Source organism: Klebsiella sp. JB_Kp004, from assembly GCF_040065795.1.
Classification (GTDB): Bacteria; Pseudomonadota; Gammaproteobacteria; order Enterobacterales; family Enterobacteriaceae; genus Klebsiella; species Klebsiella quasipneumoniae.
Genome location: NZ_JBEAKW010000032.1, coordinates 16,588 through 29,228 on the forward strand (window position 1 = coordinate 16,588; position 12,641 = coordinate 29,228).

At 55.5% G+C, this 12,641-nt stretch carries 12 protein-coding genes and 1 riboswitch; of the genes, 2 read left to right on the forward strand and 10 right to left on the reverse strand.

Annotated features, from left to right (window positions below; translation table 11 throughout):
- Positions 1-49: 49 nt before the first annotated feature.
- The gene (gene lysC, locus ABLX76_RS13900) at positions 50-1,399 is read right to left on the reverse strand and encodes a lysine-sensitive aspartokinase 3 (RefSeq protein WP_348874679.1); all 1,350 of its coding nucleotides are present in this window, start codon (positions 1,397-1,399) and stop codon (positions 50-52) included.
- Between the two features lie 179 nt (positions 1,400-1,578).
- Positions 1,579-1,814, reverse strand: a riboswitch (Lysine riboswitch).
- Positions 1,815-2,162: 348 nt separating this feature from the next.
- Here lysC and pgi point away from each other — a divergent pair.
- Positions 2,163-3,812, forward strand: a complete 1,650-nt coding sequence (gene pgi, locus ABLX76_RS13905; protein WP_023291617.1) for a glucose-6-phosphate isomerase — start codon at positions 2,163-2,165, stop codon at positions 3,810-3,812.
- Positions 3,813-3,859: 47 nt separating this feature from the next.
- On the opposite strand, the gene ABLX76_RS13910 is transcribed toward pgi, so the two are convergent.
- From ABLX76_RS13910 to ABLX76_RS13935, 6 genes are all read right to left on the reverse strand, one after another.
- Complete coding sequence (locus ABLX76_RS13910; RefSeq protein WP_023291618.1) at positions 3,860-4,315, reverse strand: acyltransferase; 456 nt, start codon at positions 4,313-4,315, stop codon at positions 3,860-3,862.
- 8 nt (positions 4,316-4,323) lie between these two features.
- Positions 4,324-4,833, reverse strand: a complete 510-nt coding sequence (locus ABLX76_RS13915) for a GNAT family N-acetyltransferase (RefSeq protein ID WP_101977424.1) — start codon at positions 4,831-4,833, stop codon at positions 4,324-4,326.
- A gap of 109 nt (positions 4,834-4,942) precedes the next feature.
- Positions 4,943-5,323 carry a Rid family detoxifying hydrolase gene (locus tag ABLX76_RS13920; RefSeq protein ID WP_047718378.1) on the reverse strand — a complete coding sequence of 127 codons (381 nt, stop codon included), beginning with the start codon at positions 5,321-5,323 and terminating at the stop codon, positions 4,943-4,945.
- A 20-nt stretch (positions 5,324-5,343) separates the two neighbouring features.
- Positions 5,344-5,664 carry an AzlD domain-containing protein gene (locus ABLX76_RS13925; protein ID WP_004206276.1) on the reverse strand — a complete coding sequence of 107 codons (321 nt, stop codon included), beginning with the start codon at positions 5,662-5,664 and terminating at the stop codon, positions 5,344-5,346.
- Entirely contained in the window at positions 5,657-6,397 is a 741-nt protein-coding gene (locus ABLX76_RS13930) for an AzlC family ABC transporter permease (RefSeq protein ID WP_023291621.1), read from the reverse strand. Before ABLX76_RS13930 ends, ABLX76_RS13925 begins: the two co-directional genes overlap by 8 nt.
- Before the next feature lie 62 nt (positions 6,398-6,459).
- Positions 6,460-7,737: an L-serine ammonia-lyase, iron-sulfur-dependent, subunit alpha gene (locus ABLX76_RS13935; RefSeq protein ID WP_348874680.1), complete on the reverse strand. Its 1,278-nt coding sequence runs from the start codon at positions 7,735-7,737 to the stop codon at positions 6,460-6,462.
- A 370-nt stretch (positions 7,738-8,107) separates the two neighbouring features.
- Between ABLX76_RS13935 and psiE the strand changes: the two genes are divergently transcribed.
- A complete protein-coding gene (psiE, locus tag ABLX76_RS13940; RefSeq protein WP_004206282.1) occupies positions 8,108-8,518 on the forward strand; it encodes a phosphate-starvation-inducible protein PsiE in 411 nt (136 codons plus the stop codon).
- A gap of 193 nt (positions 8,519-8,711) precedes the next feature.
- On the opposite strand, the gene malG is transcribed toward psiE, so the two are convergent.
- The 3 genes from malG to malE form a co-directional block, all read right to left on the reverse strand.
- A complete protein-coding gene (gene malG, locus ABLX76_RS13945; RefSeq protein WP_002884725.1) occupies positions 8,712-9,602 on the reverse strand; it encodes a maltose ABC transporter permease MalG in 891 nt (296 codons plus the stop codon).
- A gap of 14 nt (positions 9,603-9,616) precedes the next feature.
- Positions 9,617-11,161, reverse strand: a complete 1,545-nt coding sequence (gene malF / locus ABLX76_RS13950; RefSeq protein WP_023291623.1) for a maltose ABC transporter permease MalF — start codon at positions 11,159-11,161, stop codon at positions 9,617-9,619.
- A 129-nt stretch (positions 11,162-11,290) separates the two neighbouring features.
- Positions 11,291-12,481, reverse strand: a complete 1,191-nt coding sequence (malE, locus tag ABLX76_RS13955) for a maltose/maltodextrin ABC transporter substrate-binding protein MalE (RefSeq protein ID WP_004206285.1) — start codon at positions 12,479-12,481, stop codon at positions 11,291-11,293.
- Positions 12,482-12,641 lie beyond the last annotated feature (160 nt).

A 12,641-nucleotide genomic window follows, 5' to 3' on the forward strand; every position in this document is an offset into this window, starting at 1 on the left:
AGCCGGGTTCGAGCCCGGCTATAGGTATTGTTTATCGTGCTAAGGAATTTTATTCAAACAAATTATGATGCAACGTCTGCACCACCTTCTCCGCATCGGCGCCAGGCACCAGGAAGCAGAGGTTGTGGCTGGACGCGCCATAGCAGATCATGCGGATGTTAAACGGATCAAGGACGCCAAACACCTCTTTGCCGACGCCGCAGGCTTTCGACAGCTCGTTGCCGATCAGGGCAACCAGCGCCAGGTCTTCTTCCACTTCCACGCGGCACAGCGAGGAGAGCTCGGTCAGCAGCGCCTGGGTCAGCAGGGTATCGCCCGCAGAGGTTGAGCCAGTGGTGTCCATGGTCAGGGCCACGCTCACTTCGGAGGTGGTGATCAAATCGACGGAGATGTTATGGCGCGCCAGAATACCGAACACTTCGGCGAGGAAGCCGCGGGAGTGCAGCATATTCAGGCTGTGCAGCGTCAGCAGCGTCTGGCGGCGACGCAGCGCCAGCGCGCGGAACAGCGGCGGGTTCTCGGTGGTTTTACACACCAGCGTACCGCCCGCTTTAGGTTCTTTACTGGAGCCGACAAATACCGGGATATCGCTGCGCACGGCAGGCAGCAGGGTCGCCGGGTGCAGCACTTTGGCGCCAAAGGTGGCCATTTCCGCCGCCTCTTCAAAGGCGATGACGTCGATGCGTTTCGCCGCAGGCGCGACGCGTGGGTCGGTCGTATAGATCCCAGGCACATCGGTCCAGATATCGACGCGGGTGGCATTCAGCGCTTCGCCGAGCAGAGCGGCGGTATAGTCGCTGCCGCCGCGGCCGAGGGTGGTGGTGCGGCCTTTCGCTTCGCTGCCGATAAAGCCCTGCGTCACCACCAGGCCTTCCGCCAGACGCGGCGTCAGCTGCTGCTGAGTCAGTTCGGCGACGGAGGCGATATCCGGTTCGGCGCGACCAAAGCGATCGTTAGTGCGCAGCACTTTACGGGCGTCAAACCACTGCGCCTGAATTCCGCGCTCACGCAGAATCTCCACAAACAGCAGGGTGGACATCAGTTCGCCATGGCTGACCAGTTCGTCAGTCAGCGCGCTAGAGGAGGCGAGCGCGGCGGCTTCCGCCAGCGTGGTGATATTTTCCAGCAGGCGCTCAATCTCTTCGCGGATCACGTTCGGATAGCGCAAACGCTCCAGAATATTGAACTGGATCTGGCGCAGAGCGTCCAGCTGGGAAAAACGTTCGGTGGGTTCCAGCCCTTCCGCTAAGGCCACCAGAATGTTGGTCACGCCGGCAGAGGCGGAGAGCACAACAATACGGGTATTGGCATCGAGCAGCGCCACATCAATGCTGCGGTTCATCGCGTCAAAATCAGCAACGCTGGTGCCGCCAAATTTGGCGACGACTAAATCTGTCATAACAACCTCGTGTCAGGGGGCCTGACTTATTAAAACGATTCCTGAACACCGATCCTGACAGGGGCTGGATGCCGCCGGATCGCAACAAAATGTCTTAATAAGCCAGGCCAAATTATTCAGCCATGGCACAAGGGAAGAGCGATAAACAGGGTGGCGCAGAATGATAAACAACTACGATGTCACCCAGAAGTGCTCCACCTTGTAGACCCGACTCACCGCTCTGGGCGCTGAAGTGTTCGGGTATGAAACGCCCGACTGCGAACGTTTCTGGTGACAACCCAGGGGATTCAGCCCCTGTGGCCGGTGAGGAGCGTAACCAGACGCTCTTTCACCTCGGCGTTGCTCCCCCTCACGTATTTTCGCCGGACTGGTTCCTCCAATACGGTTACCTGGGCAACGCACCTCTTCTGGCAATTACCGACGTCTTTCACCTGGCCGGGGGAATAAGGACATTATATCCCCCGCGAATACCCTTTCGCTGTAGCGTGAAATGCGCGAGCAATAGATACTTACAATACGTAAGCACTGCGGATATATAAAGGCTTAACGCCAGCTATGTCAACGCTGCGGTTATGCGGATTTTTCATGCCCCTGCGGCTAACAGAAAAAAGCCTTATGATAGCTATACTAATGGGGCTTTTTACTCCGTTTTGACCTGATTCCTGACCGGCGTCAGGGACAAGTCACAAAAATCATCACAATTTTCCGTCACCGGCGCTACAATCGACCGAAGTCACAATCTCAAATCAGAAGAGTATTGCTAATGAAAAACATCAACCCAACGCAGACCTCTGCCTGGCAGGCATTACAGAAACACTTCGACGAAATGAAAGATGTCACTATCAGCGAGCTGTTCGCCAAAGATAGCGACCGTTTTTCTAAGTTTTCCGCGACGTTCGACGATCTGATGCTGGTGGACTTCTCCAAAAACCGCATCACCGAAGAGACGCTGGCTAAACTGCAGGATCTGGCGAAAGAGACCGATCTCGCAGGCGCCATCAAGTCGATGTTCTCCGGTGAAAAGATCAACCGCACCGAAGATCGCGCGGTACTCCACGTCGCGCTGCGCAACCGCAGCAATACGCCGATTGTGGTTGATGGCAAAGATGTGATGCCGGAAGTGAACGCTGTGCTGGAGAAGATGAAAGCCTTCTCTGAAGCGATTATCTCCGGTAGCTGGAAAGGCTACACCGGCAAACCGATCACCGACGTGGTCAACATTGGTATCGGTGGCTCCGACCTCGGTCCGTTCATGGTCACCGAAGCGCTGCGTCCATATAAAAATCACCTCAACATGCACTTTGTCTCCAACGTCGATGGCACCCACATCGCCGAAGTGCTGAAGAATGTGAACCCGGAAACCACCCTGTTCCTGGTCGCGTCCAAAACCTTCACCACTCAGGAGACCATGACCAACGCCCACAGCGCACGCGACTGGTTCCTGGCGACCGCGGGCGACGACAAGCATGTGGCTAAACACTTCGCGGCGCTCTCCACCAACGCGAAAGCGGTTGGCGAGTTCGGCATCGACACCGCCAACATGTTCGAATTCTGGGACTGGGTTGGCGGCCGTTACTCCCTGTGGTCGGCGATTGGCCTGTCCATCATTCTCTCCGTGGGCTTCGACAACTTCGTTGAGCTGCTGTCTGGTGCGCATGCGATGGATAAGCACTTCTCCACCACCCCGGCGGAGAAAAACCTGCCGGTGCTGCTGGCGCTGATCGGTATCTGGTACAACAACTTCTTCGGTGCGGAAACCGAAGCGATTCTGCCGTACGACCAGTACATGCACCGTTTTGCCGCCTACTTCCAGCAGGGCAACATGGAGTCCAATGGTAAGTATGTCGACCGTAACGGCCACGCCGTGGACTACCAAACTGGCCCGATCATCTGGGGCGAGCCGGGCACCAACGGTCAGCACGCGTTCTACCAGCTGATCCATCAGGGCACCAAAATGGTACCGTGCGATTTCATCGCCCCGGCTATCACCCACAACCCGCTCTCCGATCATCATCCGAAGCTGCTGTCCAACTTCTTCGCCCAGACCGAGGCCCTGGCCTTCGGTAAATCCCGTGAAGTGGTGGAGCAGGAATATCGCGATCAGGGTAAAGATCCGGCGACCCTGGAGCACGTGGTGCCGTTCAAAGTGTTCGAAGGCAACCGCCCGACTAACTCTATTCTGCTGCGTGAGATCACCCCGTTCAGCCTCGGGGCGCTGATTGCTCTGTACGAGCACAAAATCTTCACCCAGGGCGCGATCCTTAACATCTTCACTTTCGACCAGTGGGGCGTTGAGCTGGGCAAACAGCTGGCTAACCGCATCCTGCCGGAACTGAAAGACGGCAGCGAAGTCAGCAGCCACGACAGCTCCACTAACGGTCTGATTAACCGTTATAAAGCCTGGCGCGCATAACGCTTGCGCCGTTAAGACGAAATGCCGACCTTATGGTCGGCATTTTTTTACAGCCGCCGCAGCAGGCGGGCTGGGTTTCCCGCCCACACGCCTTTCTCGGTGATGGACTTCGTCACCACGCTGCCCGCGCCAATCACCACGCCGTCGCAGATGTTGACGGCCAGAATCGTGGCGCCGCTACCGATCGACACGTCATCGCCAATCTCAATCCGCCCCCAGCTGGCGCGGTCGGCGTTTGGTTTGCCGTCGCGAAACAGGTCGTTGGCGAACATCACCCCGTGACCGATAAAACAGCGCCGGCCAATGGTGACGTACTCGCAGATAAAGGTATGCGACTGGATTTTACTCTCCGCGCCGATGCGGGTATTCCCCTGGATCTCAACGAACGGTCCAACGAAGACGTTATCACCCAGCGTGCAGTCGTACAGGTTGGCGGGCTGGTAAATAACGACATTTTTCCCACAGACGACGTTACGTACGCCGGTATCACGAAGCTCAGGCATAGTTCCTCTCACAGCGGTTTGGCCAGAATATGTAAGGTGCTTTGCTGGCTGGCGGAATGGAAAGTCGTGTCTCTGATGTGCTGCATCCCCTGGCGTTCGTAAAAACGGCGCGCGGCGGGATTCGCGGCGAGTACTTCCAGCCACAGCCAGCGTTCGCCGGCCGTTTTTGCTCGCGTTTCGACGGCGTGAAAAATCTGCTCGCCGTAGCGGTGGCCAGTCTCCCCCGGCATCAGGTAGAGCTTATGCAGCAGCGTACCCATCGTGCCATCTTCAGCCATTCGCTGCTGATAGCTATATTTAGCGAAACCAACGGGGGAAGCGGCTTCGGCGATGAGCCAATGATGGTTAGCATCGGTAAGACTCCGACGTAGCGCATCTTCGGCATATTCTTGCTTAAGAAATAACGCCAGTTCATCGGCATTGCGCCAGAGATGGGCGAAGTGGTGCTGGTAACTGGCATAACCCATCGCGCTCAGTTGTGGCGCGTCCTCGGGCAATGCCTTTCGGATAGTTAACATGCTGCGTTCCTCGGGTCGTTCAGTGGCTATAGTGCCTGTAATATGAACAACGTGGAACGACAAAAATCGGTGGGGAAGGGGCTGGAGGTTCTCCCTCCAGCCGGGGGGATTAACGGGCGAAAGCGATCGCTTCGATTTCGACGCCAGCGTCTTTCGGTAACCTGGCCACTTCCACGCAGGAGCGCGCCGGAAAGGCCGCCTGATGTTCGGTAAAGAAGGCCTCGTAGGCGGCATTGATGGCGGCAAAATCCGCCAGGTCTTTCACAAACACCGTGGTTTTGACGATCTGGCCAACGGTGAGGCCGGCGGCTTCGACGATGGCTTTCACGTTCTCCAGCGACTGGCGCGCCTGTTCAGCAATGTCGTCGGGCATGGTGCCGTCCTGCGGATTAATGGGCAGCTGGCCGGAGGTGAGGGTCATCGCGCCGAGATTGACGCCCTGAACGTACGGACCAATCGCGGCGGGCGCGTCAGCGGTAGTAATAATCATGTGGTTACCCCTTCAAACAGTTACAGAAAATAATTCAATAGCACCAGCGAGCCGACGCCGCTCACCACCACCCACACCAGACCTAAACGGAAGCTGGCGAGCGTACAGATAATGGCGGCGATCACCTTCGGATTTTTTAAGTCGAACTCCATGCTGGAATTCACGCTCAGGATCTGAATGGTGATGATGGCCGGCAGGACGGTGACCGGCACGAAGCGCAATGTTTTGGTCACCCGCTCAGACATCTGGATCTTGCCGGCCAGGCCGATAAACGAGAAACGAATAAGAAAAGTGACCGCGGCCATGCCCAGCGTCAGGGCGATAAAATAGCTATTACTCATTTTCCAGCGCCTCCACTAACGGCATATCGGATTCGGTTGTTGCCATCTGCTTGCGCTCTTCCGCCAGGTCGACGCACAGGCCGGCAAGGACGCCGAGCACGGAGGCGACAACGATACCCAGCGAGTAGGGCAGGACCACTAACAGCACGCCGGAAACGGCGGCCACTACCGCGGCGACGGTGCAGGCCTGGCTTTTAATTTGCGGCACCACGATGGCGATAAAGGCGGCGACCATGGCGAAATCGAGACCGTATTTCTCAATGTGGGGAAACGAGGCGCCGACCAGCGCGCCAAGAAAATCGGCCAGCACCCAAATCGCCCAGAAGGTGACCATCGCCGAACCATAAAACAGATATTTTTCCTTTTTATTTCCTTCCATCTCTTTAACGGTGGTGGCATACACCTCGTCGGTGAGCGCATAGGACATAAAGCATTTTTTAAAGAATGAGGCTTCGCGCACGGTACCGGAAATAGAGGCGCTATACAGCACGTGGCGAAGATTAATAATTAATGTGGTGAAAATAATCACGCCGAGCGTGGCGCCGGTTTTTAACATATTCAGTGCCAGCATCTGCGCCGAGCCGGCAATCACAATCGCCGACCACGCGGTACTTTGCCAGACGCTCATGCCGGCGCTGACGCTTAACGCGCCAACAATGAACGAGAAAGGAAAGTCCCCGATGCACAGGGGCATAATGGCGCTGGCGCCGCGTAATATGACTTTTTTATTCATCGTAAAATACCTGTTGGTGCAGGCAATAAATCATTATTGCGTAGGGTACAAAAGGGCTGGTCTTATTTGCTGACCATAATGCGAATGATCTCTTTATCGGTTTGCGCCATAGGCTTAATCACGAGGCGGCACAGGTTATTAATCGACTGTTCGACGTCGGCGCAGACAATGCCGTCGTTGGCGCTGGCGCAGCGGTTTTGCATCGCCATCAACACAGATTTAAAGGCGCTGGAAACCACCGAGGAGACCTTCATCGCGCAGCTGTTGGAAGCGCCATCGCAAATCATGCCGGTAACATCGCTAATCATATTGATGATGGCGATGTTGATGGTTTCGATATTGCGGGTAAACAGCCATGCCATACCGGCGGCGGCGCCCATGGCGGCGGTGGAGGCCGCGCACAGTGCGGACAGGCGGGTATAGCGCGAATGGATGGAAATGGCCGTCAGATGCGAGAGCGCCAGCGCGCGAGCGAGCGTCTCTTCATCGGCATTCAGATGCTCGGCGACGGTAACTACCGGCATGGTCGCCGCGATCCCCTGGTTGCCAGAGCCGAAGTTCGACATGGCGACCACCGGGGCTCCGCCCATACGCGCATCGGAAGCTGCGACGGTGTTGATAATGACCTCGCTCATTAAGTCATTACTTAACAAACCATTTTTAACGGCTTCAGAGAATGTTCCGTTAATATTCAACCCATACTTTTTCGATTTGCCTTCTGCAGCCAGTGCGCTATTGAGGCGGGCGGCTTCCAGAATAAACGTAATATTCTCAACCGGGGTGGAGATAATAAAGTCATACGCTTCCTGGAGAGAGAAAGTTGGCAGTTCAGTCTGCGCTGTGGCGCTATTTTCCCCGGCGTGTAATGGCTGCTGTTCGCCATTAATATATAACTCGACCACATTGGTATGCGTGCCTTTTACCACGACGCGACAGGTCTGGTCACCGGCGCTGAGGGTGAGATCGAGATGAATAAAGTCAGGCGTATCCTGGACGTCAATAGTAACGTGGCCGGCATCCACCAGCGCTTGTGCCTGTTCCACATGCTGTGAAGTAATGCCTGCCAGGGTCTGTAATCCCTTATCGGCATCGCCACCAAAGGCGCCGATGGCGGCGGCCAGCGCGACGCCATTAACTGTCGTGCCGGGAATCGTGACGCCCGTGGCGTTTTTATACAGGTTGGCAGAAATAAAACCGCTAATTTTTTCGCAGGGTGTCGCTAAATGTTTCGCGGCGTAAGCGGTGGTAAATGAAATAGCAACAGGTTCCGTACAACCTAATGCTGGTGCGACTTCTCGCTGTAGCCAGCGAATAAAAAGTGAGGATGCTTGGTCAGACATTATTATGATTCCTGGACGTAAGATGATGAGGAAATATGCTAAGGGAATCGGCAGAAAAAAACTTTCTCAAATAACCCTTTATTTATTAAGGTCTGGAGAAAAATTTTATTTTTAGCCTTATCTAAACATGCAGGCCTGTATTTAAATTAAGTTATTGATTAACAATGACTGTGCAGGGATAGTTTTATACAAAAAAGGGGATTCAGTTATGTCGATCACACGCCGCTAAGGAGGGCATTTTTCTCTTTTGCCGAAATCCTGTCCTGAGGGCGCAAACGTATAAAGCCCACGCGGTGAGAGGTAACTGTAGATCTGGATCACACTTTTGCGCTATACCGGACGCAACAAGGACTGATTATGAGGTGTGAATATGTCGTCGGTTTATCGCCCACTGGTGAATTTTATCGCCACTGCGATGCAAACGGTTTTGAATCTGGGGCTGCTGTGCCTGGGGATTATCCTGATCGTCTTCCTCGGTAAAGAGACGCTGCATCTGGCCGATGTCCTCTTTACCCCGGAGCCGACCAGTAAGTACCGGCTGGTGGAAGGACTGGTGGTCTATTTTCTCTACTTCGAATTTATCGCGCTGATCGTCAAGTATTTTCAGTCGGGGTTCCACTTCCCGCTGCGCTATTTCGTCTATATCGGCATCACCGCGATTGTGCGTTTGATCATCATCGATCATGAATCGCCGATGGCGGTGCTCATATACTCCGCCGCGATCCTGATCCTGGTGATTACGCTCTGGCTGTGTAACTCCAATCGCCTGAAACGCGAATAAAAAAAAGCGGCCTCCAGGGCCGCTGACCAACAGTCACAAATAGAATTTATGTAGGGTCCAGTTGAGGATAGCAGTGGCATTGGCCTTACTTTTTCAGCTGAGGGCGACGGCGACAATACCCGGTTGGGGTCGTGTATTGCGGCTAGACCGTCGGCCCCCATCTGAAATTTGGGGCCGGTGTTACAAAAAAAACTTAACCTTTCACCCCACCCGCCGTCAGGCCGTTCACCAGCCAGCGCTGCGCCAGCAGGAACACTACCGTGATTGGGATGGCGGAGAGTACCGCCGCGGCGGCAAAATCGCCCCACAGATAGTTCTGCGGGTTGAGATACTGTTGCATGCCTACCGCCAGGGTATAGCTGTTCACATCGCGCAGCAGCAGCGAGGCGACCGGCACTTCGGTGATGGCGGCGATGAACGACAGAATAAAGACCACCGCCAGAATCGGCACCGACAGCGGCAGCAGCACGAGGCGGAACGCCTGCCATGGGGTCGCGCCATCCAGCGCCGCCGCTTCTTCCAGCGAGCCATCGATGGTTTCGAAGTAGCCTTTAATCGTCCATACGTGCAGGGCGATACCGCCCATGTAGGCAAAGATCACGCCGCCGTGGGTGTTGAGGCCGACGAACGGGATGTACTGGCCCAGGCGGTCAAACAACGCGTACAGGGCAACCAGCGACAGCACCGCCGGGAACATCTGGAAAATCAGCATCCCTTTCAGCAGGGTCGCTTTCCCCGGGAAGCGCATACGGGCAAAAGCGTAGGCGCAGGTGGTGGAGAGGGCGACGATGCCGATCGCGGTAATCCCGGCGACCTTAATCGAGTTCCACAGCCACAGCAGGACCGGGAACGGCGGCGGCGTGACGCGGCCATCCGCGTGTTCGACGCTGAAGCCTAACGCCAGACGCCAGTGCTCCCAGGAGATGGTATCCGGGATCAGGCTGCCGGTGGCGAAGTTGCCTTCGCGCAGCGAGATAGCGATAACCATCAGCAGCGGAAACATAATCGCGGCGATAAAAATCAGTAGCAGGAGATGCGTGGTAAATAAACGTAGCTTCTGCGATTTGGGTTGGACCATAGCCATTATCGTTATCTCCCTTAATCAAACTTCATGCGTGTGGCTTTCAGATTCACAATCGCTAACGCGCCAACCAGCAGGAAGATAAGCGTTGCGATAGCCGCCGCCAGGCCGAAGTCCTGACCGCCGCCGCCTTCAAAGGCGATACGGTAGGTGTAGCTCACCAGCAGGTCGGTATAACCGGCCGGGGTGGTGGTGCCGAGACGGTCCGGACCACCGTTGGTCAACAGTTGAATCAGGACGAAGTTGTTAAAGTTAAAGGCGAAGCTGGCGATCATCAGCGGCGTCAGCGGCTTAATCAGCAGCGGGAAGGTAATTTTAAAGAAGTTCTGGAACGGGCCGGCGCCATCCATTGCCGACGCTTCGTACAGATCGTCCGGAATCGCCTTCAGCAGCCCCATGCACAGGATCATCATGTACGGGTAGCCCAGCCAGGTGTTGACGATGATGATCATGGTGCGCGCGGTGGTCGGGTCGCTAAACCACGCCGGTTTAATGCCGAACAGCGCGCTGAGCATCATGTTGATTTCACCAAAGCTCTGGTTGAACAGGCCTTTGAAAATCAGAATCGAAATAAATGACGGTACGGCATACGGCAGAATCAGCAGGACACGGTAAATCGCTTTGCCTTTCAGCGCTTCCCACTGCACCAGGCAGGCGAGGATCATCCCCACCGCGACGGTCAGCACCACGGTCAGAACCGAGAACACCACCGTCCAGACGAAGATGGCGAAGAACGGTTTCTGGATGCCTTCATCGTGGAAGACGCGGGTAAAGTTATCCCAGCCGATAGTCACGGTGTAGCCCGGGCTCAGCTTTTCTGTGCCCCAGCTACCGTCGGCGTTGATTGCCTGGTAGAAACCAACGTCGTTGTTCGGGCGGTATTTGACGTGGGTTTGATTGTTGGTCAGCTCGCCGTTTTCGCCAAGCGTATACAGCGGTTGGGTGCCGGAGAACTGGCGCAGCGAGCTCATGATCACTTTGCTGTCATCAGGCAGTACGGCGGTCAGCTGGTTCAGCGCGGTGCGGTTCTGGGTAATGACGCGCAGGTTGGCGCGCTCGCCTTCCGGCAGGGCGTCAGTTTCTTTTAACGCCAGCTTCTGCTCGCCGCCGAATTTAAAGGCATCGGAAAGGTAGTTTTTACCGCTCTCGCCATCGGTCAGGGCCAGCTTCCACTCGTCGCCTGCCGGGATCAGCGTGAAGTTATAGGCTTTGCCGGCCTGGAAGGAGCGATCCATCAGCACCTGCTGCGCGCGCTCAAAGGTCAGCTGGTTGGTGCTGCTGTAGTTGGTGAACGCGATAGCGATAGTACAGATCAGCGGAAACAGGACAAACAGGCCCATGCCGGCGAGGCCGGGATAGACATAGCGCCAGGCATAGGCTTTGCGATTAGCGAAAATATACAGGCCAACTGAGCTTAAAATCAGCGTCATGATGGCGAACAGGTACTCCCCCTGGGCGTACATCAAAACAACAAGGTAACCCACCAGCAGGCACAGTAAGCCAATCACAGACCATGTGAGTTGCGGACTTTGCCACCAGTGTCTCTTTTTAACGGCATCCATGGGGATCATCCTCTACAGCGTTAAACATCTGTCGGCGTCAGTGCCTGATGGCGCTGCGCTTATCCGGCCTACGGATTGTGTAGGCCGGATAAGGCATTCATGCCGCCATCCGGCACGTACGCTACAGCATTACTTAGTGATACGGCTCTGGGCATCCTTCAGCGCAGCATCGACAGTCTGACGACCGCTGGCGGCGTTGATAACCGCGGTACGAACGGCATACCAGAAGGCAGACATCTGCGGGATGTTAGGCATAATTTCGCCTTTCTGGGCGTTCGCCATGGTGGCAGCGATGCGCGGATCTTTTTCCAGTTTTTCCTGGAAGGATTTCAGCGCCACCGCACCCAGCGGTTTGTCGTTGTTAACGGATTCCAGACCCTGATCGGTCATCAGGTAGTTTTCGAGGAACTCTTTCGCCAGCTCTTTGTTCGGGCTGGCGGCGTTGATCCCCGCGCTCAGCACGCCAACGAACGGTTTCGATGGTTTGCCTTTAAAGGTCGGCAGCAGGGTCACGCCGTAGTTAACCTTGCTCTTATCGATGTTAGACCACGCCCACGGACCGTTGATGGTCATCGCGGTTTCACCTTTGTTGAAGGCCGCTTCCGCGATGGAGTAATCGGTATCGGCATTCATGTGCTTGTTCTTGATCAGGTCAACCAGGAAGGTCAGGCCCGCTTTCGCGCCTGCGCTGTCCACGCCGACGTCTTTCACATCGTACTTGCCGTTTTCAAACTTGAACGCGTATCCGCCGTCGGCAGCGATCAGCGGCCAGGTGAAGTATGGTTCCTGCAGGTTGAACATCAGCGCGCTCTTACCTTTCGCTTTCAGTTCTTTATCCAGCGCCGGGATCTCTTCCCAGGTCTTCGGCGGGTTCGGCACCAGGTCTTTGTTGTAAATCAGGGACAGCGCTTCCACCGCGATCGGGTAGGCGATCAGTTTGCCGTTATAGCGAACGGCATCCCAGGTGAACGGATAGAGTTTGTCCTGGAACGCTTTGTCCGGGGTGATTTCCGCCAGCAGGCCGGACTGCGCGTAGCCGCCGAAACGGTCATGCGCCCAGAAGATGATGTCCGGGCCGTCGCCGGTCGCCGCAACCTGCGGGAATTTCTCTTCCAGCTTGTCCGGGTGTTCTACAGAAACTTTAATGCCGGTGTCTTTTTCAAACTTTTTACCCACTTCAGCGAGGCCGTTGTAGCCTTTGTCGCCGTTAATCCAGATAACCAGCTTACCTTCTTCAATTTTCGCGAGGGCAGAGGCGGAAAACATCATCGTGGTCAGTGCCGACAGCGCGAGGATGCGAGCGCCAGTTTTGATTTTCATATACCCGTCCTTTTTGGTGTTGTACTCGTGGATACACTTCGGTGGCTTAACGATGATGAGTTTCCTTTTTTAACAACCCCTTTCCATCCTCCCCAGGTCTACGCCCCACCCGCTGGTTGTGTGATCTCCATTGCAAAAACGGCCGTATTGCGTCCTGGAG

Bases quoted from the DNA above. Each gene is read 5' to 3' on its own strand.
- lysC (WP_348874679.1), bottom strand. From the start codon at position 1,399: ATGACAGATTTAGTCGTCGCCAAATTTGGCGGCACCAGCGTTGCTGAT.
- pgi (WP_023291617.1), top strand. From the start codon at position 2,163: ATGAAAAACATCAACCCAACGCAGACCTCTGCCTGGCAGGCATTACAG.
- ABLX76_RS13910 (WP_023291618.1), bottom strand. From the start codon at position 4,315: ATGCCTGAGCTTCGTGATACCGGCGTACGTAACGTCGTCTGTGGGAAA.
- ABLX76_RS13915 (WP_101977424.1), bottom strand. From the start codon at position 4,833: ATGTTAACTATCCGAAAGGCATTGCCCGAGGACGCGCCACAACTGAGC.
- ABLX76_RS13920 (WP_047718378.1), bottom strand. From the start codon at position 5,323: ATGATTATTACTACCGCTGACGCGCCCGCCGCGATTGGTCCGTACGTT.
- ABLX76_RS13925 (WP_004206276.1), bottom strand. From the start codon at position 5,664: ATGAGTAATAGCTATTTTATCGCCCTGACGCTGGGCATGGCCGCGGTC.
- ABLX76_RS13930 (WP_023291621.1), bottom strand. From the start codon at position 6,397: ATGAATAAAAAAGTCATATTACGCGGCGCCAGCGCCATTATGCCCCTG.
- ABLX76_RS13935 (WP_348874680.1), bottom strand. From the start codon at position 7,737: ATGTCTGACCAAGCATCCTCACTTTTTATTCGCTGGCTACAGCGAGAA.
- psiE (WP_004206282.1), top strand. From the start codon at position 8,108: ATGTCGTCGGTTTATCGCCCACTGGTGAATTTTATCGCCACTGCGATG.
- malG (WP_002884725.1), bottom strand. From the start codon at position 9,602: ATGGCTATGGTCCAACCCAAATCGCAGAAGCTACGTTTATTTACCACG.
- malF (WP_023291623.1), bottom strand. From the start codon at position 11,161: ATGGATGCCGTTAAAAAGAGACACTGGTGGCAAAGTCCGCAACTCACA.
- malE (WP_004206285.1), bottom strand. From the start codon at position 12,481: ATGAAAATCAAAACTGGCGCTCGCATCCTCGCGCTGTCGGCACTGACC.